General features: G+C 73.5%; 26 protein-coding genes. 14 read left to right on the top strand and 12 right to left on the bottom strand.

The genetic code is table 11. From position 1 onward, the window contains the following. Positions 1 to 5: 5 nt before the first annotated feature. Positions 6 to 1526, top strand: a complete 1521-nt coding sequence (locus AC5R91_RS03990) for a class I adenylate-forming enzyme family protein (RefSeq protein WP_495395742.1) — start codon at positions 6 to 8, stop codon at positions 1524 to 1526. Positions 1527 to 1545: 19 nt separating this feature from the next. Here the strand turns inward: AC5R91_RS03990 and AC5R91_RS03985 are convergent, their stop codons facing one another. From AC5R91_RS03985 to AC5R91_RS03970, 4 genes are all read right to left on the bottom strand, one after another. Beyond that, positions 1546 to 2469, bottom strand: coding sequence for an SDR family NAD(P)-dependent oxidoreductase (locus AC5R91_RS03985; protein ID WP_495395741.1), 924 nt, complete (start codon positions 2467 to 2469; stop codon positions 1546 to 1548). Positions 2470 to 2522: 53 nt separating this feature from the next. Further along, positions 2523 to 2954 (bottom strand): Zn-ribbon domain-containing OB-fold protein, encoded by a 432-nt coding sequence (locus AC5R91_RS03980; RefSeq protein ID WP_495395740.1) that lies wholly within the window; start codon positions 2952 to 2954, stop codon positions 2523 to 2525. A gap of 60 nt (positions 2955 to 3014) precedes the next feature. Continuing rightward, positions 3015 to 3959: an enoyl-CoA hydratase/isomerase family protein gene (locus AC5R91_RS03975; protein ID WP_495395739.1), complete on the bottom strand. Its 945-nt coding sequence runs from the start codon at positions 3957 to 3959 to the stop codon at positions 3015 to 3017. A 235-nt stretch (positions 3960 to 4194) separates the two neighbouring features. Further along, complete coding sequence (locus AC5R91_RS03970; RefSeq protein WP_044886419.1) at positions 4195 to 4968, bottom strand: SDR family NAD(P)-dependent oxidoreductase; 774 nt, start codon at positions 4966 to 4968, stop codon at positions 4195 to 4197. A gap of 546 nt (positions 4969 to 5514) precedes the next feature. On the opposite strand from AC5R91_RS03970, the gene AC5R91_RS03965 reads away from it, so the two are divergent. Together AC5R91_RS03965 and AC5R91_RS03960 are read left to right on the top strand one after the other, a co-directional pair. Then, a complete protein-coding gene (locus AC5R91_RS03965; protein ID WP_495397889.1) occupies positions 5515 to 6432 on the top strand; it encodes an LLM class F420-dependent oxidoreductase in 918 nt (305 codons plus the stop codon). Between the two features lie 258 nt (positions 6433 to 6690). Further along, positions 6691 to 7443: a TetR/AcrR family transcriptional regulator gene (locus AC5R91_RS03960; protein WP_495395738.1), complete on the top strand. Its 753-nt coding sequence runs from the start codon at positions 6691 to 6693 to the stop codon at positions 7441 to 7443. Positions 7444 to 7610: 167 nt separating this feature from the next. Here AC5R91_RS03960 and AC5R91_RS03955 read toward each other — a convergent pair whose 3' ends face one another. Next, entirely contained in the window at positions 7611 to 7994 is a 384-nt protein-coding gene (locus AC5R91_RS03955; RefSeq protein ID WP_495395737.1) for a limonene-1,2-epoxide hydrolase family protein, read from the bottom strand. Positions 7995 to 8063: 69 nt separating this feature from the next. Continuing rightward, positions 8064 to 8651, bottom strand: a complete 588-nt coding sequence (locus AC5R91_RS03950; RefSeq protein WP_044886415.1) for a flavin reductase family protein — start codon at positions 8649 to 8651, stop codon at positions 8064 to 8066. Between the two features lie 528 nt (positions 8652 to 9179). Between AC5R91_RS03950 and AC5R91_RS03945 the strand changes: the two genes are divergently transcribed. Further along, entirely contained in the window at positions 9180 to 10223 is a 1044-nt protein-coding gene (locus tag AC5R91_RS03945; RefSeq protein WP_495395736.1) for an HpcH/HpaI aldolase/citrate lyase family protein, read from the top strand. Between the two features lie 15 nt (positions 10224 to 10238). On the opposite strand, the gene AC5R91_RS03940 is transcribed toward AC5R91_RS03945, so the two are convergent. Beyond that, positions 10239 to 11606, bottom strand: coding sequence for a TetR/AcrR family transcriptional regulator (locus AC5R91_RS03940; protein ID WP_495395735.1), 1368 nt, complete (start codon positions 11604 to 11606; stop codon positions 10239 to 10241). A gap of 463 nt (positions 11607 to 12069) precedes the next feature. Here AC5R91_RS03940 and AC5R91_RS03935 point away from each other — a divergent pair, with 463 nt between their 5' ends. Together AC5R91_RS03935 and AC5R91_RS03930 are read left to right on the top strand one after the other, a co-directional pair. Next, complete coding sequence (locus AC5R91_RS03935) at positions 12070 to 13074, top strand: NADP-dependent oxidoreductase (protein WP_495395734.1); 1005 nt, start codon at positions 12070 to 12072, stop codon at positions 13072 to 13074. 171 nt (positions 13075 to 13245) lie between these two features. Beyond that, on the top strand, positions 13246 to 14118 hold the full coding sequence (locus AC5R91_RS03930; RefSeq protein WP_495395733.1) for an LLM class F420-dependent oxidoreductase: 873 nt from the start codon (positions 13246 to 13248) through the stop codon (positions 14116 to 14118). An 18-nt stretch (positions 14119 to 14136) separates the two neighbouring features. On the opposite strand, the gene AC5R91_RS03925 is transcribed toward AC5R91_RS03930, so the two are convergent. Next, the gene (locus AC5R91_RS03925; protein WP_495395732.1) at positions 14137 to 15090 is read right to left on the bottom strand and encodes an NAD(P)H-dependent flavin oxidoreductase; all 954 of its coding nucleotides are present in this window, start codon (positions 15088 to 15090) and stop codon (positions 14137 to 14139) included. A gap of 136 nt (positions 15091 to 15226) precedes the next feature. Here AC5R91_RS03925 and AC5R91_RS03920 point away from each other — a divergent pair, with 136 nt between their 5' ends. Beyond that, positions 15227 to 15475, top strand: coding sequence for a hypothetical protein (locus AC5R91_RS03920; RefSeq protein ID WP_495395731.1), 249 nt, complete (start codon positions 15227 to 15229; stop codon positions 15473 to 15475). Positions 15476 to 15583: 108 nt separating this feature from the next. Here the strand turns inward: AC5R91_RS03920 and AC5R91_RS03915 are convergent, their stop codons facing one another. The 3 genes from AC5R91_RS03915 to AC5R91_RS03905 form a co-directional block, all read right to left on the bottom strand. After that, a complete protein-coding gene (locus AC5R91_RS03915; protein ID WP_495395730.1) occupies positions 15584 to 16459 on the bottom strand; it encodes an NAD(+)/NADH kinase in 876 nt (291 codons plus the stop codon). Positions 16460 to 16601: 142 nt separating this feature from the next. After that, positions 16602 to 17156 (bottom strand): GNAT family N-acetyltransferase, encoded by a 555-nt coding sequence (locus tag AC5R91_RS03910; protein WP_495395729.1) that lies wholly within the window; start codon positions 17154 to 17156, stop codon positions 16602 to 16604. Positions 17157 to 17279: 123 nt separating this feature from the next. Further along, positions 17280 to 19520 (bottom strand): chorismate-binding protein, encoded by a 2241-nt coding sequence (locus AC5R91_RS03905; protein ID WP_495395728.1) that lies wholly within the window; start codon positions 19518 to 19520, stop codon positions 17280 to 17282. A 305-nt stretch (positions 19521 to 19825) separates the two neighbouring features. Between AC5R91_RS03905 and AC5R91_RS03900 the strand changes: the two genes are divergently transcribed. The 6 genes from AC5R91_RS03900 to AC5R91_RS03875 all read left to right on the top strand — a co-directional run bounded on the left by AC5R91_RS03900 (position 19826) and on the right by AC5R91_RS03875 (position 24181). Beyond that, the gene (locus AC5R91_RS03900; protein WP_495395727.1) at positions 19826 to 20914 is read left to right on the top strand and encodes an LLM class flavin-dependent oxidoreductase; all 1089 of its coding nucleotides are present in this window, start codon (positions 19826 to 19828) and stop codon (positions 20912 to 20914) included. 31 nt (positions 20915 to 20945) lie between these two features. Further along, a complete protein-coding gene (locus AC5R91_RS03895; RefSeq protein WP_495395726.1) occupies positions 20946 to 21182 on the top strand; it encodes a hypothetical protein in 237 nt (78 codons plus the stop codon). A gap of 84 nt (positions 21183 to 21266) precedes the next feature. After that, complete coding sequence (locus AC5R91_RS03890) at positions 21267 to 21497, top strand: class I SAM-dependent methyltransferase (protein ID WP_495395725.1); 231 nt, start codon at positions 21267 to 21269, stop codon at positions 21495 to 21497. Between the two features lie 75 nt (positions 21498 to 21572). Beyond that, positions 21573 to 21995 carry a hypothetical protein gene (locus tag AC5R91_RS03885; RefSeq protein ID WP_495395724.1) on the top strand — a complete coding sequence of 141 codons (423 nt, stop codon included), beginning with the start codon at positions 21573 to 21575 and terminating at the stop codon, positions 21993 to 21995. A 405-nt stretch (positions 21996 to 22400) separates the two neighbouring features. Next, the gene (locus AC5R91_RS03880; protein ID WP_495395723.1) at positions 22401 to 22934 is read left to right on the top strand and encodes an RrF2 family transcriptional regulator; all 534 of its coding nucleotides are present in this window, start codon (positions 22401 to 22403) and stop codon (positions 22932 to 22934) included. A gap of 44 nt (positions 22935 to 22978) precedes the next feature. Continuing rightward, positions 22979 to 24181, top strand: a complete 1203-nt coding sequence (locus AC5R91_RS03875) for an MFS transporter (protein ID WP_495395722.1) — start codon at positions 22979 to 22981, stop codon at positions 24179 to 24181. A 160-nt stretch (positions 24182 to 24341) separates the two neighbouring features. Here AC5R91_RS03875 and AC5R91_RS03870 read toward each other — a convergent pair whose 3' ends face one another. Beyond that, entirely contained in the window at positions 24342 to 25061 is a 720-nt protein-coding gene (locus AC5R91_RS03870) for a TetR/AcrR family transcriptional regulator (protein ID WP_495395721.1), read from the bottom strand. A 28-nt stretch (positions 25062 to 25089) separates the two neighbouring features. Here AC5R91_RS03870 and AC5R91_RS03865 point away from each other — a divergent pair, with 28 nt between their 5' ends. After that, a complete protein-coding gene (locus tag AC5R91_RS03865; protein ID WP_495395720.1) occupies positions 25090 to 26151 on the top strand; it encodes a zinc-dependent alcohol dehydrogenase family protein in 1062 nt (353 codons plus the stop codon). The last annotated feature ends 559 nt before the right edge of the window (positions 26152 to 26710 follow it).

Below are 26710 nucleotides of genomic sequence, written 5' to 3'. Positions count from 1 at the left end.
CCGGCGTGGGCGGCTCCCCGCCGCTGGGCGAGCCCGACTCGTACGCGACGGTCGGGGTGGCACTGGACGCCGCCGCCGAGCGGTTCGGCGAGCGGGAGGCCTACGTCGGGCCCGACGGGCGGATCAGCTTCGCCGCATGGGCGGCGGCCGCCGACGCGCTGGCCGGGGCGCTCGCCGCGCGGGGCATCGGCCCGGGGGACGTCGTCGCGCTGATGCTGCCCTCGTCGATCGACTACGCCATCTGCTACGCGGCGGCGGCCCGGCTGGGAGCGGTCACCACCGGGCTGAACACCCGCCTGGGTTCCCGGGAGGTGACGGGGATCCTCGGCCGGTGCCGGCCCGCGCTGGTGATCGTCGACATGGACGGGGGCCTGCCGGCGGTGCCGGCGGGGCTGCCCGTGCTGGCGCGGTCCGAGCTCGCGGCGCTGCGGCGCCACCCCGGGCTCGGCCGCGACCGCCCGGTCGTGGCGCCGGCGGACCCGGTGGTCATCATCTGGACGTCCGGGACGACCGGGCTGCCCAAGGGGGCCTGGTTCGACCACCGCAACCTCGCCGCCGCCGTCGCCTCCGCGGGGGTGATGAGCCGGCCGTTCGATCGCCGGCTCGTCGCGACCCCCTTCGCGCACGCCGGCTACATGGCGAAGATCGTCGACCAGTTGGCCTGGGGCACCACCATGGTGATCAGCCCGGTGCCCTGGTCGGCGGCGGGGATGGCGGACATCCTGCGCGACGAGCGGATCACCGTCGCCGGCGCCGTGCCCACCCAGTGGGCCAAGCTGCTGGAGCTGCCCGACGCCGAGCGGACCGTGCGTGCGGTCGCGACGCTGCGCCTGGGGCTCGCCGCGACCGCGCCCGCCGCGCCCGAGCTGGTGGAGCGGGTCGTCACCCGGCTGGGGGTGCCCCTCGTCGTCCGCTATGCCATGACCGAGTCGCCGAGCATCTGCGGCACCGAGCCGGACGACCCGCCGGACGTGCAGTTCCGCACGGTCGGCCGGCCACAGACCGGCATCGAGATCGCGCTGCGCGACGACGCCGGGCGCGACGTCGCGACCGGCGAGGTCGGCCGGGTCTGGGTCCGCGGCGACACGGTGATGCGCGGCTACTGGAACGACGCCGACCAGACCGCGGCGGTGCTGCGCGGCGACGGCTGGCTCGTCAGCGGCGACTTCGGGGCGCTCGACGCCGACGGCAACCTGCGGCTGCGCGGGCGGGCCAGCGACCTCTACATCCGCGGCGGGTACAACGTGTACCCGCTGGAGGTGGAGAACGTGCTGGCGGAGCACCCCGGGGTGCGGCGCGCGGCGGTCGTCGGCGCGCCGGCCCCGGTGATCGGCGAGATCGGGGTCGCCTTCGTCGAGCCGGCCGACCCCGCGAGCCCGCCGGATCTCGCCGAGCTGCGGGCCTGGGTGCGGGGACGGCTGGCCGACTACAAGGCGCCGGACCGCCTCGAGGTTGTCGAGGCGCTGCCGTTGACCAGCATGCTCAAGGTGGACACCGCCGCCCTGCGCACGCTGGCCGCGGGCTGAGCTCCGAGCCGCAGCGCACTCAGCCGCCGAGGCGCAGGCCGGGGGCGCGGGTGCGGAAGATGTCCGTGGCGAACAGGGGGCCGAGCTTGGTGGCGTCCCAGCGCTTGCCGCCGTTGTTCACCACGGCCTGCTCGTGCCAGCCGCCCATGAGCTGGATGCGCTCGCCGATGGCCTTGATGACCTGGCCGCTGACGTGGCCGGCCTCGTCGCTGGCGAGCCAGGCGACGACCGGGCTGCACAGCGACGGGTCCTTGGGGTCGAACTCGTCCTCGGGCCGCTCGTCGGGCTCCAGCGGCTTCGCCTGGCCGGGCATGGTGCCCGACAGCCGGGTCAGGCCGCCGGGGCCGATCGCGTTCACGGTCACGCCGATGCTTGCCAGCTCCAGCGACAGCGTCAGGGTCAGCCCGACGATGCCGGCCTTCGCCGCGCTGTAGTTCGTCTGGCCGAAGTGGCCGGACAGGCCCGCGCCGGAGGTCGTGTTGATGATCCGGCCGTAGACCTTGCCGCCGTCGGCCTTCGCCGCGGCCCGCCAGCGCTTCGCGACCGCCCGGCTGACCAGCCAGGTGCCGCGCAGGTGCACCCGCAGGACCAGGTCGAAGTCGGCCGTGCTCATGTTCCACACGGCCTTGTCGCGCACGATGCCGGCGTTGTTGACGACGATGTCGAGGCGGCCGAACTCGTCGAAGGCCCGGGCGACGCTGGCCTCGACCTGCTCCTCGTCGCCGACGTCACCGAAGTCCGCCACGGCGGTGCCGCCGCGCTTCTCGATGATCTTCACGACCTCCTCGGCGTCACGGCCGCGGCCCTCGCCGCTGACCGTGCTGCCGAGGTCGTTGACGATGACGGTCGCGCCGTGCTTGGCGAGTTCGAGCGCGTGGCCACGGCCGATGCCGTGGCCGGCGCCGGTCACCAGTGCGATCTTGCCGTCGAGCAGGCCTGCCATACGAACTCCCTGGGTGGGTAGCTGGAACGTGTGCGTCGTGGGAACGGTGCGGCTCAGTCGCCGGCGGCCGGGGCGGCGGGTCGGAAGACCGGCGCGGTGATCTCGTCGGTCAGCTCGCGGTAGGCGACCGTCAGCGGCATGCCGATGTGCAGGTCCGCCGGGTCGGCGTCGATGATGTTCGTCATCACCCGCGGCCCCTCCGCCAGGTCGACCAGGGCCGCCACGTAGGGGATCCGCTCGGCGAACGGGTGCAGGTCGTTCACGAACACCGTCGAGTAGGTGTAGAGGGTCGCCTGCCCGCTGGCGTCCTCCCAGGACACCTCCTCGCTCCAGCAGAACGGGCAGAACGGGCGGGGGTAGTGGTGCGCCCGCCCGCAGGACGCGCAGCGGGCGATCAGGAAGCGGCCCTGGCGGGCGGCGTCCCAGAAGGGCCGGTTCTCGTCCTCGATGGTCGGCAGGTCGACCCGGGGTGCGCCGGTCGCCATGGGTGTCCTCCTCGGATCAGTGGCCGCGGTTCGCAGTGGCCGCGGTGCAGTGGCCGCGGATCAGTAGCCGCGGTACTCGGGGGAGCGGCGCTGGACGAACGCGGTCACCCCTTCGGTCGAGTCGTGGGCGTGCGACTGCAGCTCCTGGGCCATGCCCTCGGCCAGGAACGCGGCGGCCCGGTCGACGTCCGGGGACTCGTTGAACAGCCGCTTGGTCAGCGCGATGGCGCTCGTCGCGGCGCCGGCGAGGCGCTCGGCGAAGCCGGCGGCGGTGGCGGCGAGCTCGTCGGCGGGCACGACCCGGTTGACCAGACCGAGGGTGAGTGCCTCGCTCGCGGGCAGCTTCTCGCCGAAGAACGCCAGCTCCTTGGCCTTCTGCATGCCGATGCGGCGGGGCAGCAGGTAGGCGCCACCGGCGTCGACGACCAGGCCGCGCAGCACGAACGACTCGACGAAGACCGCGGTGTCCGCGGCCACGACGAGGTCGCTGGCATACGCCAGGTGCGCGCCGAGGCCGGCCGCCGGGCCCTGGACGACGGCGATGACCGGCTTGCCGCAGTCGAGGACCGAGGACACCAGCCGCTGCGCACCGGTCATGATGCGCCGCATGGCGTCGGTGACCCGCTTCTCGGCGCCCTGCGCCCGGCTCGCCGCGATCCCGGTGACGTCGGCGCCGGAGCAGAAGTGCCGGCCGTTCGAGGCGAGCACCACCACCCGGACCTCGGGGTCGGCGTCGGCCTGGGCGAGCAGGTCGATGATGACGTCACGCATCGCCGGCTGGATCGCGTTCGCGGCCTCCGGCCGGTTCAGGGTGATCGTCGCGATCCCCCCCTCGACCGTGTGCAGCACGGTGGTTCCGAGCGGGCCGGCCGGGCCGGACGCGGCCGGGGCGGACGCGCCTGGGGTGGGCGTGGCCGCGCTCCCGGAGGCGCCGGGGGACGCCGTAGCGTCCGAGGCCGCGGGGACGGTGGCGGTGGCGGCACTGCCCGGCGCCGGCGCGCTCATCGGACCTGCCGCCGCGGTGCGGCGGGTGCTGATGGCATGGATGGCTCCTGTTCGTCGGTGCTCAGCAGGGATCCCGCCCCGCCGTGCCCGCTTCCGGATCCGTCGGCGACGGGTCCGGCACTCCCTGATCGGGCGATCCCGGCTTGGGTGATCCTTGATCTGACAGTGATGTCCACTGTCCCCTGGTGGTGTGTTCCCCGGTGGTGTGTTCCCCGGGAGGTGGCGACCGGCACGCTCAGCCCTCGCCGGCGGCGGCGTCGCCGTTGGCGCTGAAGCCGCCGTCGGCCGTCACCGTCGCACCGGTGACGAAGGCGGCCTCGTCGGAGGCGAGCCACGCGGCCGTGTACGCGATGTCCATCGGGTTGCCGATGCGGGTGAGCCGTCCGCCGCCGGTGAGCGCCCCGGAGTCACCCGGGGAGCTCACGACCCGCCCGACGACGATGGTGTTGGAGCGGATGCCGTCGGCGGCGCCCTCGACGGCCAGCGTGCGGCTCAGGGCGTTGACGCCGCCCTTGGCCGCGGCATAGGCGCCGAACCCGGTGAACCCGGCGATGGACTGGCCCGAGGAGACGTTCACGATCGCGGCCCCGTCGGCCTCGCGCAGGTACGGCCAGGCGTACTTCGACGCCCAGAACACGTTGCCCGTCAGGGTGCCCAGCAGGATGTGGTTCCACTCCTCGGTCGTGTAGTCGGCGATCTTCTTGATCGTCGAGGCGACGGCGTCGGTCGGGGCGGCGTTGTTCACCAGCGTGCTCAGCGCGCCGAAGCGCGCGGCCACCGCGTCGATCGTGGCGTGCACGCTGGTCTCGTCGGTGACGTCGAGGGGGAAGAACTCCGCCTCGCCGCCGGCGGCGCGGATGCGCGCGACGACCTTCTCACCCTTGGCGACGGTGCGGCCGGTCACGGCCACGCGCGCCCCCTCGGCGGCGAACAGCTCCGCCATGGAGCGGCCGATGCCGCGGGTCGATCCGGACACGAGCACGGTCTTGCCCGCGAGGCGGGTACCCATCGTTGTGGCTTCCTTCCCTGACCTCGCCGTCGGGCTCCCCGCAGCCGCGGGGTCCGGCGGCGGGCCGCGGGGACCGGACGAGATCGGGCGGCCCGGGGCGGCGGGCCGCGCTTCCCGCCGTCGGGCGGGCGTCTCGGCAGCGGCCCGCGGCGCCGACACTTGTGACGTGGCTGTCAGAACAGCATAGTGGGTATGGCTGCCCATCCGCCTCCGGAAGCGCCCGTGCCGGGCGGCGGCTGGTGCGCAGGGGGCGCACAGGCGGCCCGAAGCCGCGCCGGAGGTGACGCGCCTGCGTGCCGTGGCGGCCCGCGTCCCCCGACCCGTGTCAGGCTGCCCGTGTCAGAACAGCCCGCGGGCGGCGCGTCCGCGCCCTGGCCGGCGACGGATGGACGGGACCGGGGAGCGCGAGATCTCGACGGACATCGACCCGTGGGACCGGCCGGTTCCCGGCGGACGACGATCCGCGGGGCTGCCCGGTTCCCGGTGGACGACGAACAGAGCCCGTGGGACCGCCCGGTCCTCGGCAGGCAACGACGGAAGGTGTCCATGCGCCTGAACCTGATGTTCCCGATGCGTGCGGTGAAGCACTACGACCGCTGGATCGGGGACGGAGACCTGGCCGAGGTCGGCCGGCTGGTGGAGGAGGCCGGTTTCGACGCGGTCTCGATGAGCGAGCATCCGATCCCCGACGACGCCTGGCTCGGCAACGGCGGGCATCACGCGTTCGACCCGTTCGTCTCGCTGAGCTTCCTGGCCGCGGCGACGACCCGGCTGCGGGTGATGACCTACGTCGCGGTCGCCGGCTACCGCAGCCCGTACCTGCTGGCGAAGTCCGCGGCGAGCCTGGACCGGCTCAGCGGCGGGCGCCTCACCCTGGGCGTCGCCGCGGGCTACCTGAAGACCGAGTTCGAGGCGCTCGGCGCCGACTTCGCCCAGCGCGGGCGTCTGCTGGACGCGGCCATCCCGGCGATGCGGGCCGTGTGGACGGGCCGCAGCGTCGACCGGGACGACCCGACGTTCCCGTTGCACGGGCACACCTCGTTGCCCGGCCCGGCGCAGGCCGGGGGCCCGCCGATCTGGATCGGCGGCAACAGCAACGCGGCGCGGCGGCGCGCGGTCACCCTCGCCGACGGCTGGATGCCGATGGGGCAGTCCGTCGCCGTCGCGAAGATCACCAAGACGCCGCCGATGGAGGACGTGGCGGCCCTGGCCGAGGCCGTGCGCGGTGTGCAGGACCGGCGCGCCGAGGCCGGGGCGGCCCCGCTGGACGTGTCGTTCGTGCCCTACGAGGCCGAGCTGTTGCCGGACGTCGACGCCTTCGCCCGCGCCGTCGCGGCGTCCTACCGGGCATACGAGGACGCCGGCGTCACATGGATCACCATCGAGCCGACCAGCCGCAGCCTGGCCGCCTTCCGAGAGGACATCGAGCGGATCGGCACCGCCCTCGCCGCCCTCGTCCGCTAGCCAGCCCGGCCACAGGCGGCGGGCGGCGGGCCGCGGGCGGCAGGTGACGGGCGGCGGTCGAGGGCGGGTCCGGCCCGCGGGGCAATGGGATCGCCCTCCGTACGATAGAGGCCTGGCCGTGGTGACGACCGGTGCGACGGCCGCATCACGACCATGCCGGCGGCGCCGGTGGGCGGCTGACGGGGTCCGACGAGGGGGATTCGAGACGGTGGAGGTCCGCGTGCCGGTGCGTGCGGAGTCCGGCCCCGGGGCGGCGGCGTGACACCTCCGGTGGACGCGGGCGGCAACAGCCGGATCCGCCCGGTGGACGTGGCGGCCGGAAATGATCGGGTCCGCCCGGCGGACGAGGCGGCCGGGACCGGCCGGGTCCCACCGGTCGACACGGCCGGGAACGGGCGGTTGTCCGCGACCCTGGCGATCCGGCGCCGCGCGATGGCGGCGGACCTCATCGAACAGGCCGCGCTGGAGCTGTTCACGACCCGGCCGATGGACGAGGTGACCGTCGAGCAGATCGCGGCCGCCGCCGGGGTGTCGGTGCGCAGCTTCTACCGGTACTACCCGGGCAAGGAGATGATCCTTACCGCGCTGCCGGTCCGTCTCGCGACGGCGATCGCCGAGGAGACCGCCCGCCGCCCGCCGGCGGAGGCGCCGTTCGCGGCGTTGCGCAACGCCGTCGACGCGCTGACCGGGGAGACCAACGACTACCTGCGCCGTTGGCAGCGCGCTATGGCCCACAGCTACGGCAACGAGCGGGTCCAGCAGCTCGTCGTCACCGTCACCAGTCCGATGCTCACCGAGGCCCTGGCCGTGCGGGCGGGGCTCGCCGCGGACGACCTGTGGCCGGAGCTGGCCGGGATCAGCGCCGCCACCGCGCTCGTCGTCGGTTCCCGCCGCTGGGCGGCGCGCCGGGGCAGCCTGCGGGCGCACCTGCTCGACGCGCTCGACCTGCTCGGCCGCGGCCTGGGCCCCGGACCGGCCCCGGACGGCACAGGGACGCCCGGTCGCGGTTAGAGGTGCGAGCCCCGGCGGCCGCTTCGCTGCCAGACAGCGTGCCGAGGCTGGGGTACGGGGCTCGGCCCAGCCGCGACCTCAGACGACGAATCCCCGCGTACCGGACGCCTCGACGGCCGTACACGGGGATCGCGTCTGCATGTCCGCGCCGGGCGCGGGGCGCTGCGTCAGGCTGGCGCCAGGGCCTGCTCCAGCTCCTTGATGTCGTAGTAGTCGCGGATGACGGAGATCAGGCCGTCGGCGTCGAACGTGAACACCCCGCACCAGTGCAGGACGACGGACCGTCCGCCCATGGTGAGGCTGTCGAGTCGTTCGGTGAAGACCACGGAGTCGGTCGAGGCCACCGTGACCAGCTCGTACTGGAACGCCGAGTAAAGGGCAGCCTGACGGTCGAACTCCGCGCGGATGGCCGGACGTCCGACGACCGCCGGCTGCCACGCGCTGACGTGGTAGCGGGCGTCCGTGGCGACGTAGGCGGCCGCCGCGTCATAGTCCCGTTCGACCAACCGGTCGAGGAACTGGCTGACCAGAAGCTCGTGCTTGTCGCTCACTCACACTCCCGTGATCGGGTCGATGGGGGTGGCGGCCCGGCGGCCCGGCGGTGAGGCCGGGCCCGGGGCCTAGGACTTCGCCTGCTCGCGGTACTTGCGCGCGCTCTCGAGCTGGGGGTGGTGGTTGCGGTCGTACTGCTCGATCCACTCCTTGGGCAGGGCGCCCCACGCCGGGCCGACGCGCAGCCGCTCGCCGTCGTGGAGCTGCTCCGCGGCGACGACGTCGGCGACGAACAGTGTGCTCTCGTCGATGTCGAGGGAGTGCACGACCCGTCCCTCGACGTAGCTGAGCGCGTCGAGCAGGATCGGGGTACCGGTGACGCCCGGCTTCGTCCGGAACTGGCTGATCTTGTCCCCGTCGCGGCCGGAGCTCCCGCCCAGGCCCATGAGGATGTCGAGGGAGATCGCGAACTGCTCCTCCGGGGTCGCCGCCAGCAGGTGCATGGCGAAGACGCCGGACTCGAGGACCAGGTCGTGGGTCAGGTTGTACTTCGTGAGGCTGATCGTCACGCGCGGCGCCTCGGGCACGATGCTCGCGGCGCCGGCCGACAGCGACATCAGGCCGTTTGCCCGGCCGTTCAGGATGGTGGTGACCGCCACGGGGAACGGCCGCAGCCCGTTCAGCGTCGAAGCGGCTGCCTTCAGGTCCAACGTCATCGGGACTCCTCGCGTGAAGCCGGCACGGGGGCCGGGCGGGTGGGGCCGCCGCAGGCACCGTCATCCGGTTGCCCGCCGGCCGCCCCGGGCGGAATGTCGTGAATGGCGGCCGCGCCGCCCCGTCCGGCAACAGGGACGGCGTGACCTGCCACACGTGGCACGTTATGCCACATGTGGCAGGATCTGCAAGGGGTCGGCGCCCATCTCTGACGGCTCGTACACGCGGCTCGGCGTCAGTCGCGTCGGCACGGGCGGTCGGTGGCGGCAGCCGGAGAGGGACGGCGGACCGGAGCCGGCGGCAAGCGAGGAGAGCAGGCAAGCCGGGACCGGTGGGAAGTCGGCTGGCGTCGGCAAGCGGGAGGGTGGCGGTGTAGGGCGGCGGGCCGCCGGGGCGCGCTGGCGTCGATCGTCGGCAGCGGGTGCCGACCGGCCGGAGCAGCCGGCGAACCGGGCGGAAATGTATCGTGCGTCTGACGAACACGTCACGGCTGTGGGCGGCCGGCGCGCCAGGTCCGAGGGAGTGGTGAAGTGTCGGGACACCCTGCGGGGCAGCACGACGAGGGGCGGATCACGGGCAGCGCCGACGGTGGCCCCGCGGGTTCGGGGCCCGATGGGCCGGGCGGCGTGGCGGGTCCGGGGCCCGGTGGGCTGGGCGGCGTGGCGGGTCCGGGGAGCGATGGGCCGGGCGGGGGCGCGGGTGCGGGTCGCTGCCGGGCGATCCTGTCGGTGCCCGCGACGGAGGAGAAGCGGATCCTGCGCTCCTTCGACCGGGGCGCCGACGAGCTCGTCTTCGATCTCGAGGACGCGGTGGCGCCGCAGCGCAAGGATGACGCCCGCGGGCTGCTCGCCGGTGTGCTCGCGGAGGTCCTCGCGGAGCCCCGGGCGGGCGGGGTCGGGGTGTCCGTGCGGGTGAACGCGATCCGGTCGCCGTGGTGCCATCTCGACATCGCGGCCTGCGTGGCGGCCGGCGACGGGCCGTTGTCACTCGTCATCCCCAAGGTGTCGGACGCGGGCGATCTCGCCTTCGTCGAGCGGCTGCTCGACGGGATCACCGCGGCCACGGGGCGCACGGCACCCGTTCGGGTGCAGGCGCTGATCGAGAACGCCGAGGGCCTGTCCCGAGTGGCGGAGATCGCCGCGCACGGCGGCCGGCTGGAGGGCCTGATCCTCGGGTACGCCGACCTCGGCGCGTCGCTGGGCCGGGCCCCGAGCACACCGCCGCAGCGCTGGCTGTACGTCCAGGACCAGGTGCTCACCGCCGCCCGCGCGAACGGCCTGCGGGCCATCGACGGGCCCTACCTCGGCACCGCGGACGACGCCGGGCTGCGCGCGGCCGCCGAGCATGCCCGCGAGCTGGGTTACGACGGCAAGTGGGTCATCCACCCGGCGCAGATCGGCACCGTGCGGGAGACGTTCACCGCCGGTCCCGAGGAGGTCGCCCGCGCCCGGGCGGTGCTCGCGGCGCTGGCGGACGCGCATCGTCGCGGCGCCGGCGCGGTCGGTCTCGACGGCGAGATGATCGACGAGGCGCTGGCCGTCGCCGCCCGTCGCGTGCTCGCCCGCGCGCAGTAGCGTTGGCGGGGTGCGTCAGGCCGCGGCGTGGCCGATTGGTCGGCCGTTGAGCAGGCCCCGCTCGATGACGGTGCCCAGCAGCGCGGCGGCCTCGTCGGGGGTCTTCGGCGGGGCCATGTTGACGGCGGTGTCCGGCAGCCGTTCGAGCAGGCAGAAGAACACCAGGCCGGCGACGTCGAGGTCGAGGGGATAGGCCCGCTCCACCTGCTCGAGCAGGGCCGCGTAGTCGGCCCACATCTCGTGCCCCACCTGGCGGCGCACCACGTCCAGGCGGGGGTCCTGCGGCGCCGACTCGATCCAGGTCCGGGTGACCCCGACGTAGCGCAGGTGGAACGCGACGAAGTCGGCGAGCCAGCCGCGCAGCCGGCCGAGACCCTCCGGGCCGAGCGTGATGCCGCGGATCTCGACGCCGAGGCGGGTGCTGACCGCCGACGCCTCGGCGCTCAGCGCCAGCAGCAGGTCCAGCTTCTCGTCGAAGTACTTGTAGAAGGTGCCGCGGGCCAGGCCGGCCGTCGCGACGATGTCGTCGACGAACGAGAGGTGGTAGCCGCGCTCGGCGAAGCACTGGATGCCGGCGTCGAGGATCTGCCTGACGGTCGCCGACGCCCGCGGGCTCAGGGACGCGAACCGCTCGGTCACCTCGGGCACCGGCGGGGACGGGACCGCGGCCAGCGGGAGGCGACGCACCGGGCGGCGAGCGTGCGCGGACCCGACCGACTCGGCTCCGAGCTGCGCGAAGGCGCTGGCCGGGGTGTGCGGGAACAGGATGAGCTGGAGCACGACGGCGAGGTTGTCGACGAGCTTCTCGACCGGCAGCCCGTCCCCGAAACCGCTGTGCCGGAAGTAGTTGAACCGGTTCACCAGGGTGGTGAGCGTCATCGCGGCGTCGACGGGGTCGATGCCCTCGACCTGTGAGGAGACCAGGCGCTCGGCGATCCGGTCATAGTACGACTCCAGAAAGCCGCTGATCATCGGCCGGAGCGACGTGCGCGGCGAGTCGACGTTCGCCCACTGCACGAACATCGTGGCGTACTTGTCGTAGACCCAGGCCCACTCGCCGAGCCACCAGTGCAGATTGTCGAAGCCGAGAGCGGTGGGCCCGAGCGGACCGATCCGGCGCACGACCCGCATGAGGGCGCCGCCGCACTCGTTGAGCAGCTCGACGAATATCGTCTCCTTGCTCTCGAAGTACTGGTAGAGGGTGGCGCGCGAGACACCGGCCGCGGTGGCGATCTCGTCGACCGACGTCCCGTGGAAGCCCTGCGACTCGAACAGGTCCAGCGCCGCCGTCACGATGCGCGCACGAGTGCGGGTGCCGCGCGCGCCGACCACGGGGCTGGTCGGACCGTAGCTGGCCCGTCGGAGGATCTCGTTCTCGGACATCTATGTCAGAGTATGCGATCCGCTCCGGTGTGGTAGTGGCACCTACCCGGCTGGGCGAGTCGGGCTCGCGACGACGGCGGCCCGCCGGAATGCCGGGTATCGAGGGCTGGCAGGGGACTTGCGTCGAGCCGGGCCGATCATCTCGATAGTGAAGTCTGTTGAGTTACAGGAATACATCGTGTCAGAAACTTGAAATATGACTGGCGGTCTCCGCCCGCCGAGGCCCGGCCGGGTGCGCAGCGGGGGCGACGCGCGCAGGTTCCCGCCGCCCCGGTCCCGGACCGGCGAGGATGTGGCCGCCGGGGAGTGCGGGCCGGCGAGGATGCGACCGGCGAGGATGCGACCGGCGAGGCCGCGGGCGGTCGCGTCTTCGGCACGCGGACGCGGACCGGCGCCGACCGGCGCGGAGGGGCACGGAGGGGAGCGGGACCAGAATGGGGGCATGGACAACGAGGATGCTCGCATGAAGGCGATGAGTTTCGAGGAGACCGGCGGCCCCGAGGTCCTCCACCTGGTCGACGTGCCGCAGCCGCACGCGGGGCCGGGGCAGATCCGGATCGCGGTGCGCGCGGCCGGGGTGAACCCGGTCGACTGGAAGATCCGCAACGGCTCGACCCTGCGCACCATCCCCGTGCCGCTGCCGCACATCCCGGGCCTGGAGGCCGCGGGCGTGGTCGACGAGGTCGGCGCCGGCGTCGAGGGCGTGTCGGTCGGTGACGAGGTGTTCGGCGCGGCGCAGAACGCCTCCGCCGAGTACGCCGTGCTCGACGAGTGGGCGCCGAAGCCGCCCGAGCTGACCTGGGCGCAGGCCGGCGGCCTGGCGATGGCCGTCGAGACCGCCGCGCGCGGCCTTGACCTGCTTGGCATCTCCGCTGGTCAGGAGCCGGCTGGTCTGGAGTCGGCTGGTCTGGAGTCGGCGGCCGGGGCGGAGTCGGCGGGCGGGGCGGAGTCGGCGGGCGGGGCGGAGTCGGCCGGGACGACGCTGCTCGTCAACGGCGCGGCCGGCGGCGTCGGGCTCGCCGCCGTGCAGCTCGCGCAGGCGCGCGGGGCGCGGGTGATCGGCACGGCCAGCCGGGACAACCAGGAGTACCTGCGCTCGCTCGGTGCGGCGGCGACGGACTACGGCCCGGGTCTGGTCGACCGGGTCCGCTCGCTGGCCCCGGACGGGGTCGACGCCGCCCTCGCGGTGTCGGGCGAGGGCGCGCTCCCGGACCTGATCACGCTGACCGGCAGCCCGGACCGGGTGGTGTCCATCGGTGACGCCACCGCGGCGGACCACGGCGTCCGGTTCACCACCGGGGCGGAGGGGCGGGCCTTCTACTCGCTGCGGGAGGCTGCGACGCTCGCGGCCGCGGGCCGGCTCACCATGCCGGTCGCCCGAGCCCTGCCGCTCGCCGAGCTCGGCGAGGCGCACCGGATCAGCGAGGCCGGCCACGTGCGCGGGAAGCTCGTCGTCGTCCTCGGCTGAGCTCGGCGCCGAGCCGGTTGCGGCGCAGACCGCCCGGGGCGGGGCTGCGTCGCGAACGGCGGTAGGGTCGTAAGCGGAGGATCCTCCAGTACTCCGAGATCTCCCAATACCTCCGCCCCACCGGCGCGCCGCACGCGCCGGGACCGGTCCCATCCGACGGGAAGGACGGCCATGGAAATCGGGCTGCACGTCTCCGACTTCACCTGGTCCGGCGGGCCACAGACCCTCGCGCAGGACCTCACGCGCGTGGCGGTCGCGGCCGAGGACGCGGGCTTCGCGAAGCTCAGCGTCATGGACCACGTCTGGCAGATCGGCATGATCGGCCCGCCCGAGCACGACATGCTCGAGGCCTACACGACGCTCGGCTACCTGGCCGCGCGCACGACCCGCATCGAGCTGCTCGCCTGGGTGACCGCGGTCGTCTACCGGGAGCCCGGTCTGCTCGCGAAGCTCGTGACCACGCTGGACGTGCTGTCCGAGGGCCGGGCCTGGCTCGGCATCGGCGCCGCCTGGAACGAGCCGGAGGCGCGCGGTCTCGGCCTGCCGTTCCCGCCGACCGCCGAACGCTTCGAGCGTCTCGAGGAGGCGCTGGAGATCGTTCTGCAGATGTGGAGCGGCAAGGACGCCCCCTACAGCGGCCGGCACTACCAGCTCGAGCGCACCCTCAACGTGCCGGCGCCGGTGCGCCGGCCGCACCCGCCGATCCTCATCGGCGGCAGTGGCGAGAAGAAGACCCTGCGCCTGGTCGCGCGCTACGCGCAGGCCTGCAACCTGTTCGCCGGTCCCGACGTCGAGCACAAGCTCGACGTGCTGCGCGCGCACTGCCAGGACGTCGGGCGGGACTACGACGAGATCGAGAAGACGGTGATCGGCCCGCTCGACCCCGGGCCCGGCGGCGAGAAGATCGACGCCCTGCTCGGTGAGATCCAGCGGTTGGCCGGGCTCGGCGTCACCCATTACCACGGGTCGGTGCCGGGCGTGGACACGCTGCGCCCGCTGGAGCTGCTCGGCGAGCGCCTCATCCCGGCGGCCGCCGAGCTCTGAGCCCGGACGTTCAGGTGGTCAGGCGTCGAGGCGGGCGCGGGCGTCGTCGAGCGCGGCGCGGGCGCCCGCCCACGTCTGGCCGATGATGTCGGCGACCGCCTCGACCCGCCCGATCCGCCCGGCCACCTGGCCCGTGTTCGCCATGCTGGCCGCCAGGTCGCCGGCGAAGTAGAGCGTCGGGATGCCGTCAAGGCCCACGTCGGAGCGGCCCGCGGCCAGGGCCCGCTCGGCGGTGGGGGTGCGCAGGACCCGCATGGTCGGCAGCCCCCGCACCGACAGCATCACGGTTCCCGTCTCGTCCGCGTCGACGACGGCGTTCTTGAGGTTGTCGTGGATCGGCGACTCCGCGGAGGTCAGCATCCGCGTGCCCATCTGCACGCCCTGCGCGCCGAGGACGAGCGCCGCGGCCATCGACGGCCCGTCGCAGATCCCGCCGGCGGCGATGATCGGCAGGTCGACCCGGGAGGCGACCAGGGGCAGCAGGACGAGGGTCGACGCGGCCTGCGGGTTCTTGAACCCGCCGCCCTCGACGCCCTCGACGATCACGCCGTCGACGCCCGCGTCCGCGGCCTTGAGCGCGTTGCGCAGGCTGCCGACGACGTGGAACACGGTCATCCCGGCGTCCTGGAGCCCCCCGGTCATCACCCTGGGGTCGCCGGCGGAGGTGATCACGGTGCGGATGCCGGCGTCGGCGAGCACGTCGACGGTGGACGGGTCGTTGCGCGCGGCCAGCGCGATGTTCGCCGCGACCGGCGCGTCGGTGAGGTCGCGGACCCGCTTGAGGTCCTCGCGGCCCTGCGTCGAGGTCGTCTCGATGACGCCGAGCGCGCCGGCGTTCGACACGGCCGCGGCGAGCTGGGCCCCGGCGATGTAGGTCATCGGCGCCTGGACGATGGGGATCCGCACACCGAGCAGCGCGGCGAGCCCCGCGGGGGAGCGGATCGGGGCGGGTGGTTCTCCGTCGACGGGCATGAGGCGACTCCCGGGGCGCGCAGGGCTGCCGAAATGGGCCAGACCGCAAATAGGTCGAATACTAGGCGCGCGGGTTCCCGGACTCGACCGGTTGCCCGGGGGTGGACGCGGGGCGATCCGGGGTACTGATCGAGACATGTTCAGGTGGTTGCAGCGAGTGTCCGGTCGGGGCCGTGGTCGGGCGGCGGACAGCTCGGCGTGGAATCCGACCGGCTGGTGGTGGTGTCTCGACCACGGGCGTCCGGAGAACCCGCCGGACGCGCCGGGACACCGTCGCCTCGGTCCCTACGACAGCGCCGAGCAGGCCGCGCACTGGCGGCAGCGGTTGGACGACCGCAACGAGGCCTGGGACGAGTCCGACCGCCGCTGGACCGCTGGCCGCTGACCCGACCCGCCCGCTGACCCGACCCGCCCGCGGACCGGAGCCGCCCGCGGACCGGAGCCGTTCCCTGATCCGACCTGCCCGCTGACGCGACCCGACGGGGCCGGGGCGTCAGGTCGGGCCGGGCCGGGGGCCGTCGACCTCGGCGGAGCCGGCGAGGCGCAGCTTGCGGGCGGCCCGCTCGTAGAAGGTCGTCCGGCCGAGGCGGACGACCCCCGCCGCGCCGGGCCGTGGGCGCAGCTCGACCGTCGCGCCGGCCTCCAGGTAGTCGTGCACCCGGCCGTCGACCTCGACGGCGAGGCGGGCGCTGCCGGGCAGCACGTCGAGGGCGAGGACGTCCCGCACGGACAGCACCACCCCCCGGTTGAACGCCGAGTGCGGCGCGGCCGGGGTGACCAGCAGCGCCTCCACGGACGGGCTGACGATCGGCCCGCCGGCCGAGAAGCTGTACGCCGTCGAGCCCGCCGGGGTCGACACGACGACGGCGTCGGCGGCATAGCGGACGAAGGGCCGGCCGTCGACCCGCAGTGCCACCGCCGCACTGCCGCCGTACCCCGGTACCCGGACGACGGCGACGTCGTTGAAGGCGCTCACGGTCGCCGCGCCGATCCGCGCGTCGACGGCGAGGCGGGGCTCCACCGTGTACTCGTCGTGGTCGATCGCCGACAGCGCCGCCGCCAGCTCCGGTACGTCGACCTCCGCGAGAAAGCCGAGCCGGCCCAGGTTCACCCCGAGCACGGGAGCCGTCCGGCCGTCGGCCAACCGCATCGCGCGCAGCATCGTCCCGTCCCCGCCGAGACTGACCAGCAGGTCGCTACGCTCGGCCAACTCCTCGGCGGGCACCGCCACCGCGGTGCACCGAAGCCGCTCGATCTCGCCGCCGATGCCGAGCACGGTCACGTCCCGCTCCGCGGCCCAGTCGAGGACCGCCCCGACGGCCTCGGCCGAGTCCCGCCGCGGATGCAGCACCATCCCCACCGCCCGCACGACCCTTTCGCCCTCCGCCCGACACCCGCCGTCCGACCCCGCCGACCGGCCAATCCGCCGACCCGCCGATCCGCCGACCCGTGCCCAACCGATCGTGCCCAACCCCGTTCTGCCCACCCACAGTGTTCCGATGGTTCTGCCGTCAGGGGGCGGCCGGCGCGCCCTCGGGCCGCCAGGGGCGTGGCTCGGCGGGGTCGGCGGGGTGCTCGTCGACCAGGGGCAGCCCGAACCAGCCGACGTCGTGCCAGGCGCCGAGCTTGTACCCCACGTGGGGGAACACCCCGATGGGCCGGAAGCCCACCGCGGTGTGCAGCGCGACGCTCGCCGCGTTCGGAAGCGTGATGCACGCGTACAGGTTGAGGTAGCCCAGCGCCCGCACCTGCGCGATCAGCTCGTCGTACAGGCGGCGACCGAGCCCGCGCCGGTGGTGCGCGGCGGCCAGGTAGACCGACGTGTCCACCGACCAGCGGTAGGACGCCCGCGGGTGGTGCGCGCCGGCGTAGGCGTAGCCGGCGATCTCCCCGTCGACCTCGGCGACCAGCCACGGCCGGCGGGGAGAGGCGAGCATCCGCGCGTGGAGGTCCGCCAGCGTCGGGAGCTCCTCCTCGAAGGTCGACGGCGATCCGGCGACGAACGGTGCGTAGACCGCCCGGATGCCCGCCGCGTCGGACGGGTGCGCTGCCCTGATGGTGACCATGTCCGCGGATCATCCCCCGCGCCGGCCTCCGGCGGTCGGCGCCGGTCACGAGGTCGTGACGGAGCCGCAGACCGAGGCGACCAGCAGCGCGTGGACCACCCCCGGTCACCGGGCCGATCCGAACTACTCGTCGAGGCCCGTCCCGGACCCGCTGCCGAAGGCCGATGCCGCGCCGAGGCTCGTGGCGGCGGCCCGGGGCGCCGGCGCGCCCGAGGATGTCAGCAGCTCGGTGAGCAGCTCGCGCAGGACCGTCAGGCCGTCCTCGCTGAGCACCGACTCCGGATGGAACTGCACCCCGGTGAACGCCGCCCCGCGCAGCGCGTGCACCGATCCGTCGGCACGGTCGAGGGCCAACCGGACCGGCCCATGAGCGGTGGCGAGCTCGCCGGTGCCGGCGATCGCGGTGAAGGTCGAGTAGAACCCGACCCGCCGCGGCCGGCCGAACAGGTCGATGGTGCGCGCGAGCCCCTGGTACGGGGCATCGCGCCGGTGCAACCGCAGCCCGAGCAGCCCGGCGAGCAACTGGTGGCCGAGGCAGACGCCGAGCAGCGGCCGCCGCGCCGCGAGCCGATCCGCGATCACCCGCCGCATGGCCGCCATCTTCGCGTCGGATGCGTCGTTGGGGTCGCCGGGTCCAGGCCCGGCCACCACCAGGTCGAACTGGGTGCCGACGGGGTCGCCACCGTCCGCACCGTGGTCGGGGTTGGGCTCCGGGTGCCCTGCCTCCGGGTGCCCTGCCTCCAGGTGCCCTGCCTCCAGGTGCCCTGCCTCCGGGTGCCCTGTCTCCGGGTGCTTTGCCGCCTGCTGCCCCGCCGCCTGCTGCCACGGCCGGAGGGTGACCGCGAGGCCGAGCTCGCGCAGCAGGTGGGCGAGCATGCCGGTGAAACTGTCCTCGGCGTCGACGATCAGGGCGCTGCGGCCGGTCAGTGCGGGCACCGCGGCCGCCTCCGGCTCGCGCCGCCGGAGCCAGAAGGGGGCGAGGTGCGTGTTGCGGGCGGCGAGCGCCCCCGCTATCCGCGGATCGGCCGCAAGCGGTACGTGCGGACGGCCCGGCGTGGGCAGGCCGAGGCCTCGCCGCGAGTCGGGAGCACGGTCGGCCCGGGGTTCGTCGTCGCGCTCGGTGGACTCGCCGCTGGTGGCGTCGCCCTCGGCGGTGAAGGTGCCGGCGGTGAAGGCGCCGGTGGGGAGGGGGCCGGCGGGCGGGCGCAGGCCGAGGGCGGCGAGTACGCCGGCGGCCTTGGTGTAGGTCTCGGCGACCTCGCCGGCGGCGGTGGAGTGGCGGACCAGCGTCGCCCCGACAGGCACCCGCAGCCGCCCGTCGGAGGTGATCTCCGCCGTGCGGATGAGGATCGGGGCGTCGAGGGTCTGTCCGCCGGCCTCGTCGCGGCCGAGCAGGGCGCACACTCCGCCGTAGTAGCGCCGTCCCCGGCGTTCGTGGCGGGCGATGACCCGCAGGGCGTTGTCCAGCGGGCTGCCGGTGACGGTCGGGGCGAACATCGTCTCGCGCAGCACCTCGCGCACGTCGGCGTCACCGCGGCCGGCGAGCAGGTACTCGGTGTGCACGAGGTGGGCCATCTGCTTGAGCTGCGGACCGATGACCTCGCCGCCGTGCTCGGCGACCCGGGCCATCATCTTCAGCTCCTCGTCGAGCACCATGTACAGCTCGTCGATCTCCTTCGGATCGGCGAGGAAACGCAGCAGCGCCGCGGTGTCCGGGCCGGTGGCGGGCAGCCGGTGGGTGCCGCTGATCGGGTTCATCATCACGAGCCCGCCGTCGACGCTGACATGCCGCTCCGGCGTGGCGCCCACCAGCGTCCGGGTCCCGGTGTGGACGAGGAACGTCCAGTAGGCGCCGCGCTCGCCGAGCAGCAACCGGCGCAGCGCGGCGAGCCCGGCGACCAGTGGCGGGGTGTCGAGGCTGGCGGTGTAGACGCGGTGGATGACGAAGTTCGCGCCCTCGCCGCGGCCGATCTCCTCCCGCAGCACCGTCTCGACGGTCTCGGCGTACCGCTCGTCGCTCAGGTCGAAATGCCCGCCGGTGGCGGTGACGGCACGGCCGGGCAGCGCGGCGAGGGCCGTCGCGAGCGGGACTCGTTCGTGGTCGTCGACGCGCAGGAATTCCAGCGGCATCGCGTCGTCGACGCAGGTCAGGCCGCGCTCGCTGAGCTGGCGGTAGGGCACGAGGGCGAGCGTGCGCGGCCCCGCGGGGCCTGCGGGCAGGGGGAGGTCGGCGAGCCGGTCGACGACGTCGAGTTCGCCGCGCAGCACGTCGAGATGGTCGGCGCCCTCGCGGCGCAGCAGCGCGAACGGACCGGGTTCGCCGCCGGCGGTGGTGGCGGCGAGCAAGGAACGGAGCAGATCCATGGTCTTTTCCTCGTGGGGTCGGGCGGGCCGTCGGGGTCGACGGCCGTCCCTCGCCGTGCCGAGGTGACGATGGCGGCCGCCGGAGTGGGCGGCCGCGTGCGTGTGGATTACGCGCGCTGGGTGTGGACCGCCGATGTGGCGGCCCACCAGAGACTCCGGCGCGCGGGCATGCGGTTACTCTAGCGCACGGCCGGCCGCGGTCGGCCCGACGTGCGCGGGCCCGGTCGCGCCGCGCCACGCCGTCCGCGCCTCGTCCTGGCAGCGTGGATGTGGCGTTCGGGAGAAAACCAACCTGACCGATCGGTATGCTGACAGTCGTGAAGTTCGTCGTGCTCTCGTTGATCGTCAATGCTCCGGACCCGCACACGGGCGTGACGATGAGCCAGCACGACAAGCTCGCCAGCGTCCTGGACCAGGCGGCACTGGTCGAACAGCTCGGCTACGACGCCTACCAGATCGGCGAGCGGCACGGCGCACCGTTCCTGTGCTCGTCGCCGGCGGTGCTGCTGACCGCGGTCGCCGCCCGTACCAGCCGGGTCCGCCTGCTCACCGGGGTCACCGTGCTGAGCATTCACGACCCCGTGCGGGTGGCCGAGGAGTACGCGCTGCTCGACCACATCAGCGGCGGCCGGCTCGACCTCGTCATCGCGAAGGGCAACCACGCGCCGCACTACTCGATCTTCGGGCTCGACCCGGCCGAGCAGTGGGACGTGCTCGCCGAGAAGTACGAGCTGCTGCGCCTGCTGTGGTCGAAGGAGAGCGTGACCTGGTCCGGGCGCTACCGGGAGCCCCTGGCCGACCTCACGACGCAGCCGCGCCCCTACCAGCCGACGATCCGGGTCTGGCACGGCAGCGCGACGAGCCGGAAGTCGACGGAGCTGGCCGCGAAGCACGGCGACCCGCTGTACTCGGCCAACGGGTTCTTCAGGGTGGCCCAGTACCAGGACCTCATCGACCACTACCGCCAGCGCTGGGCCGAGCACGGCCATGCGGGGGAGCCCCTGGTCGGCAGCGGATTCCCGGCCCTGCTCATCCGCAGGACCTCGCAGGAGGCCCTCGAGGCGTACCGGCCGTTCTGGAACGCCCAGCGCGCCACCCCCGCCGCGAAGCACAACAACTCCCCGTTCTGGGAGCTGGAGGAGTTCATCGAGCAGGGCTCGGCGCTCGTCGGCAGCCCGCAGCAGGTCCTCGACAAGATCCACCGGTTCACCGAGCTGTACGGCCAGCAGCTCACCGGCATCGGCGTCGACTCCCTGCCGGTCGCCTGGCAGCGCGAGCAGCTCGAATGGTTCGCCGCCGACATCGCCCCCGAGCTGCGGCGCACCTACCCCGACACGCTGTGGGAGCCCTCGCCGGCCACCGGCTCCACCTCCCCGGCCGCGTCGCCTGCCTGATGCCGCCCCCGCCGGGGCGGCATCGCCCTGCGTGGCGGACGCCGCCCGGGTGCTGCAGACGAACATCGCCGGATCATGGGCAGTGACTCGCGCGGTGGTGGATCACATGATTGCCCGGAAGATCTGCGGGTCGATCGTGTTCAACCTGCCTCCCCTGCGACCATTTCCGGTCAACGCCCTGTCCTACGCATGTGCATCGCCGCCGTCGATCATCGGGCCGCTTCTCCCGGCGGCAGCCGCTCGTATTCGTGCCATCCCGCTGGCATAGTCGGAACCGAATATCGGTTTGAGCGGACAGAGATATGGAGTCGAACCCTCCGTCAGGGCGCTTGACGGTGGGTATGGTCCCTGGATGCCGGATCCGATCTTTGCCCACCCTCTCCTCGCACGTGTATACGACTCCTTCGATGGAGACCGTGACGACTTGGCCGCCTACCTTGAGACCGCCGCCGAGTTGACCGCGAGTCTTGTGCTCGACGTCGGTTGCGGCACCGGTTCCCTGGCGGTCCTGCTCGCCGGAAGCGGCTGTACGGTCGTGGGCGTCGACCCGGCCGAAGAGTCGCTCAGGATCGCGAGGTCGTAGGACCGGGCGGGAAGGGTCCGCTGGATCCAGTGCGATGCCGCGGCACTGCCGGCGCTCGACGCGGACCTGGCGACGATGACCGGGAACGTGGCCCAGGTCTTTCTTACCGACAACGACTGGGGCCGGGCCCTCCAGGGTATCCACACCGCCCTTCGCCCACACGGCCATCTCGTCTTCGAGACCAGGCGCCCCGAAGGTTACGCCTGGAAGGAGTGGGTGGTGGACGTCGATCCGGTCACGCTTGACATTGCGGGCATCGGCCTGGTGGAACGACGCCTGGAGGTCACCGACGTCAGCCTTCCGTTCGTCTCCTTCCGATACACCTACCGCTTCCTGGCCGACGGCGCGGTCGTCACCTCGGACTCGACCCTGCGGTTCCGCAGCCGGGGCGAGGTCGAATCGAGCTTGGTCGCCAACGGCTACAGAGTCCTCGACGTGCGGGAGGCACCGGACCGCCCAGGGCGTGAGTTCGTGTTCGTCGCCGAACGTTCGGCCTGAAGCGGGCAGTATCCGTCACCGCATACCGGCGGACCGATAGACCCGACGAGGGCGGTGCGCAAGGCGGGGTGATGTGGCTCAGGTCGGCCGGCTGCCGTCCCGGACTCGGCATCACTTTGAGCGGGCTGCGCTCCTCCACGTAGAGCACGACCGTCGGCTCCCTGTCTTCGGGACGGCCTGGCCGTCGATGATCGCGCACAGGTGTTCGACGCGGGCCTTCTGCGGTTCGTACTCCGCATCCGAGCTGGTTTTTCACGTCTTCACCTCCGGACACGTCTTCCTTGCGGTGCGGGGCCCGCAGGCCCTGATGGCTGGTGTGGTCGACCACCCCCTCGTGCATCCCCGCGTCGGAGCTACGCCGGAGGTCGGCGCCATGCAGTATTCCGGTGATGTACTATCCGGGATATGCGGCTTACGCAGGGGGTCGAGTGGGCGTTGCACTGCTGCCACGCGCTGGCCGAGGCTCCCGACGGCGTGGCGCTGACGGTGCAGCAGCTCGCCGAGCTACACGCCGGCAACGCCGCCTACCTGGCCAAACATCTGCAGGCGCTGTCGAGGGCCGGGATCGTGCTGGCGGCGCTCGGCCCGCGCGGGGGGTACCGGCTCGGCCGGCCGCCCGACCAGATCCGGCTGCTCGACGTGGTGGAGGCCATCGAGGGCCAGGGGCCCGTGTTCCTGTGCACCGAGATCCGCCAGCGTGGGCCCGCCGCGCTGGCGCCGGCGAACTACCGGATGCCCTGCGCGATCGCGGCGGCGGTCGGCGCGGCCGAGGAGGCGTGGCGGCGCGAGCTCGCCTCGACCACGGTGGCGGACATCGTCGCCGAGTCCCGCCGCCGGGCTCCGGAGTCGATCGCCGCCACGGCCCGCTGGCTCGACCAGACCGCCCAGGCGCGGGGCGGGAGCCGGTCGGGGGGTGGCGCGGGTAAGGCGGGCCCGTGAGGGAGCGCGGGCCGGCCAGGCCTACAACCACCGCCCGGTATCCAGTGCCATCCGGTCGGTACGACGAGGACCGACCGCCACGGTGGGCGGCGCTGCTGGCCGGATGGCTGGCGCTGTTCGTCATCGGCACCGACCTGTTCGTCGTCTCGCCCCTGCTGCCGGTGTGGCGATCCCGGTTCGACGTCTCGTTGCGCACCGCGGGCCTGAGCGTGACCGTGTTCGCGGTCGCCTACGTGCTGGCGGCGCCCGCCTGGGGGCGCCGGGCCGCGTCGGCCTCGCCGCAACGCGTTCTTACCCTCGCGCTCGCCGGCTTCTGCGCGTTCAACCTGCTGACGGCGTTCGCCCCGGACTTCGGGGTGCTGCTGGCGGCCCGGGGCGGCGCGGGCCTGTTCGTCTCCGGCGCCACGGCGACGGTGTTCACTCTCGTGGGCATGAGCGCGCCCGGCTACCGGCGGGCGTCCTGGCTCGGGATCGCCACCTCGGGGCTGCTGTCCGCGCTGTGGGCTGGCGCCCCGCTGGGCAGTCTCATCGCCAGGCACACGAGCTGGCGGGCCGTCTTCGTCGGGCTGTCCGTGCTGGCGCTGGGCATCATGGCCGCCAGCCGGCGAGTGTGGCCGGCGGGCGGCACGGCCCGCGCGGGCGGATCGTCGTCGATGAACCCGCTCGGCCGTTGCCGGGCGGTCGCCCCCACCGCCTGCTGGGCCGCGGCCGTTTACGGCCTCTACACCTACCTGGGCGCCGGCCTGGACGATCGGTCCGGCTGGTCCACCGCGTGGGTGAACGCCCTGCTGGTGGTCTACGGTCTCAGCGCGGTCGCGGCGACCTTCCTCGGCGGCTGGATCGCCGACCGGCACGGCGCACACCGCACCACGTGGGTGGCGTTGGGCCTGCTCGGCGCCGCTGAGGTCGTCTTCGCCGTGAGCCTGCGCGGCGTGGTGCCGCTCGGCTGTCTGGCCATCGCGCTGGTCGCGCTGGTCGCCTACACCGCTTTTCCCGCCAAGCAGGCCGAGCTCATCGCCCGCCATCCGGGCGACCAGGCTCGGCTGATGGCCTGGAACCAGAGCGCGATGTACCTGGGGATCACGATCGGCTCGCTGGCCGGCGGCCGGATCGCCGACGGCCACTTCACCGAGCTGCCGCTGGCCTGCGCGGCCATCGCCCTCGTCGGCGCCGCCGTGCAGCTCTCGGCGCCGTCCCGCCCGGCGCCACCACCCGCCCCACCCGCCCCACCCGCCCCACCCGCCTGAAGGCTCACCGGCCTGCCGCGCCGGCGGACCGTGGGGCCGCGGTGGTCAGCCGCGGGCGGCGGTGGCCTCGACTTCGATCAGTGCCTCCGGGCGGGCCAGGCAGCGGCGCCGGACGAGGCGATCATGTTCGGGCGGCTGGCTGGGGACGTTGGCGAGGCCGTCAGCCCACGTCGAGGTGCAGTGACAATACGAGGCCGACCAGCTCGTCGCGGTACAGCGCCGTGGGGTCGCCGGTCACCGAGCGGAGGTGGCCGTAGATCTCGAGGGCGACGGGGCCGTGCATCCGGCCCCACAGCCGGGCGGCGAGGGCGAGCCCGGCCGGCGGTAGGTCGGGGTAGGCGTCGCGCACGGCGGACACCATCGCCGGCGCGAAGTCGGACCACTGGTAGCCACTGCCGAGCTGGTCGGTTCGGATGTGCGGCCAGGCGGCGGCGACGAGGCCCGTGATGCCCAGGCAGGCGCGCTTGGCGGCCTCGGGGAGGGGCCCGTCCGCCGGTGCCTGGTAGCCGGGCACGGCGTCGCCGTAGATCAGCCGGAATCCCTGCGGATTGACCAGCGACCACTGGCGGAACGCCTCGCCCCAGGCCACGATCCGCCCGCCGAGGTCGTCGGGCGCCACGGCGTCGCGGGCCGCTTCCAGCTCGTCGATGACCGAGGCGTACGTGTTGGCGATCAGCGTGGTGATGAGCGCGTCGCGGGTCTCGAAGTAGCTGTAGATGGCGCTGCCGCTCATGCCCATCGTGCGCGCGATGGCCCGAAGCGAGATGGCGTCGGGTCCGCCCTCGGCCATGTGCGCCAGCGCCACCGCCTGGATCTCCGCGGTCGTCTGTGCGCGCAGTCGCGCACGTCGACCCAATGTCTGCTCACTCACCCTTGACATCATACAGCGCACGAATAAAGTGCGGCTCATGAAAACCGAGCACCGCACGGAAATAGAACGTCTATCGTCGTCGGTGGTCCCGACTGGTCTGGCCAGCGCCAGGGCGGTCCTGTTCGACACGCTGGGCGCGCCTGAGGTGCTCTACCTCGACGACGTCGAGCTGCCCGAGCCCGGACCGGGCGAGGCGCGGGTCCGCGTCGAGGCCATCGGCGTCAACCGGGGCGATGTCCTCCTCCGCGCCGGCGGGTACTACTACGACGCGGTCCTGCCCCGCTCACGGCTCGGCACCGAAGCGGCGGGTGTGGTCGAGGCGGTCGGTGCCGGGGTGGACGACTTCGCCGTCGGCGACGCCGTCAGCCTGGTGGCCAAACCGACCGACGGCGGCATGTCGACAGACGGTGTCTACGGCGACCGGGTCAACGTGGCCGCGGCAAGGCTCATCCATCGCCCCGACCACATGGACGCCGTGACCGGCGCCGCCGTGTGGGTGGCCGCCTTCACGGCCTACGGTGCGCTGGTCGAGGTCGGACGGATGCGGCCCGGCGACACGGTGGTGGTCACGGCCGCGTCCAGCGCGGTCGGGCTGGCCGCGATCCAGCTGGCGAGCTATCTCGGGGCCACACCCGTCGCCGTCACCAGGACCGGCGCCAAAGCCGAGCGGCTGCGGGAGATCGGCGCCGCGCACGTCATCGCCGGCGAGGAGGGTGACGTGGTCGAGCAGGTGCACGCACTCACCGGAGGCCACGGTGCTCGACTCGTCTTCGACAGCGTCGCCGGCCCCGACCTGCCGACGCTCGCGCGAGCCGTGGCCGCCGACGGCATGCTGATCGTCTACGGATTCCTCGACCCGCGGCCTGCTCCCCTCCCGATGTGGTGGCCGGTCAACGTGTACGGCTACGCCGTCTTCCACCTGTTCGCCGATCCGGGACGCAGCCGGCGCGCCGAAGCATTCATCGACAACGGCGTTCGCCGTGGCGCCCTGGCACCGGTGATCGACCGGACGTTCGACCTCGGCGACGTCGCCGAGGCGCACCGCCACATGGAGACCAACAGCCAGGTCGGAAAGATCGTCCTCACCGTCAGACACTGAACCGATTCGCCTGGCAGTTCGGGCAATCCGCCCCACCCTGGTTCGGACCTGCTCGTCGAGGTGGACCGCCCGCCCACCTACCAACGCGGGGAAGTTCTCGTGCGCGGTGTGTAGCAAGGAACGGGGAGGAGCCCGATCGGGCCGGCGGAGGTGCCTTCGTCGAGGGTTCCTTCGAGCGTGTCCCTCGCGACAGTGGCGGCCCCGGGTGGAGAACGGCGGCCTCGGCGGGAATCCTGGCGCTCCCGGCGACAGGTCCCCAGCGCCCCCCGCGGCCAGGCCGACGGCCTGCGCGCGGGGGCGGTGCTGGGCGCCCCCGTGACAGGCGATCGGGCGTGAGCGTGCAGACACCCCGCGCCCGGCTACCTGCCGCCACCTGCGCGGATGGCGGCCCGGCTCAGACCGGCATGGCCCGATCGCGCCAGGGTCATTTGTCGTAGTTCGACAGCGTCGGGCACGATTCCACCATGCGTCCAAGGTGATCAAATCGCGGGCACCGGCACCTGAGTCGTCCGACCGGAACAACGAGTCGTCGCCTTCCGAGCGGAGGCGGACGGCAGCC

The organism is Frankia sp. BMG5.60, assembly GCF_059428125.1.
Note: the sequence above shows the minus strand (reverse complement) of the source record. Positions and strands in the feature narration are given on the sequence as shown.

Bases quoted from the DNA above. Each gene is read 5' to 3' on its own strand.
- AC5R91_RS03905 (WP_495395728.1), bottom strand. From the start codon at position 19,520: ATGGATCTGCTCCGTTCCTTGCTCGCCGCCACCACCGCCGGCGGCGAA.
- AC5R91_RS03980 (WP_495395740.1), bottom strand. From the start codon at position 2,954: ATGGCGACCGGCGCACCCCGGGTCGACCTGCCGACCATCGAGGACGAG.
- AC5R91_RS03970 (WP_044886419.1), bottom strand. From the start codon at position 4,968: ATGGGTACCCGCCTCGCGGGCAAGACCGTGCTCGTGTCCGGATCGACC.
- AC5R91_RS03965 (WP_495397889.1), top strand. From the start codon at position 5,515: ATGCGCCTGAACCTGATGTTCCCGATGCGTGCGGTGAAGCACTACGAC.
- AC5R91_RS03950 (WP_044886415.1), bottom strand. From the start codon at position 8,651: ATGACGTTGGACCTGAAGGCAGCCGCTTCGACGCTGAACGGGCTGCGG.
- AC5R91_RS03920 (WP_495395731.1), top strand. From the start codon at position 15,227: ATGTTCAGGTGGTTGCAGCGAGTGTCCGGTCGGGGCCGTGGTCGGGCG.
- AC5R91_RS03985 (WP_495395741.1), bottom strand. From the start codon at position 2,469: ATGGCAGGCCTGCTCGACGGCAAGATCGCACTGGTGACCGGCGCCGGC.
- AC5R91_RS03935 (WP_495395734.1), top strand. From the start codon at position 12,070: ATGAAGGCGATGAGTTTCGAGGAGACCGGCGGCCCCGAGGTCCTCCAC.
- AC5R91_RS03870 (WP_495395721.1), bottom strand. From the start codon at position 25,061: ATGTCAAGGGTGAGTGAGCAGACATTGGGTCGACGTGCGCGACTGCGC.
- AC5R91_RS03975 (WP_495395739.1), bottom strand. From the start codon at position 3,959: ATGAGCGCGCCGGCGCCGGGCAGTGCCGCCACCGCCACCGTCCCCGCG.
- AC5R91_RS03930 (WP_495395733.1), top strand. From the start codon at position 13,246: ATGGAAATCGGGCTGCACGTCTCCGACTTCACCTGGTCCGGCGGGCCA.
- AC5R91_RS03925 (WP_495395732.1), bottom strand. From the start codon at position 15,090: ATGCCCGTCGACGGAGAACCACCCGCCCCGATCCGCTCCCCCGCGGGG.
- AC5R91_RS03940 (WP_495395735.1), bottom strand. From the start codon at position 11,606: ATGTCCGAGAACGAGATCCTCCGACGGGCCAGCTACGGTCCGACCAGC.
- AC5R91_RS03900 (WP_495395727.1), top strand. From the start codon at position 19,826: ATGCTGACAGTCGTGAAGTTCGTCGTGCTCTCGTTGATCGTCAATGCT.
- AC5R91_RS03880 (WP_495395723.1), top strand. From the start codon at position 22,401: ATGCGGCTTACGCAGGGGGTCGAGTGGGCGTTGCACTGCTGCCACGCG.
- AC5R91_RS03910 (WP_495395729.1), bottom strand. From the start codon at position 17,156: ATGGTCACCATCAGGGCAGCGCACCCGTCCGACGCGGCGGGCATCCGG.
- AC5R91_RS03890 (WP_495395725.1), top strand. From the start codon at position 21,267: ATGCCGGATCCGATCTTTGCCCACCCTCTCCTCGCACGTGTATACGAC.
- AC5R91_RS03865 (WP_495395720.1), top strand. From the start codon at position 25,090: ATGAAAACCGAGCACCGCACGGAAATAGAACGTCTATCGTCGTCGGTG.
- AC5R91_RS03885 (WP_495395724.1), top strand. From the start codon at position 21,573: ATGACCGGGAACGTGGCCCAGGTCTTTCTTACCGACAACGACTGGGGC.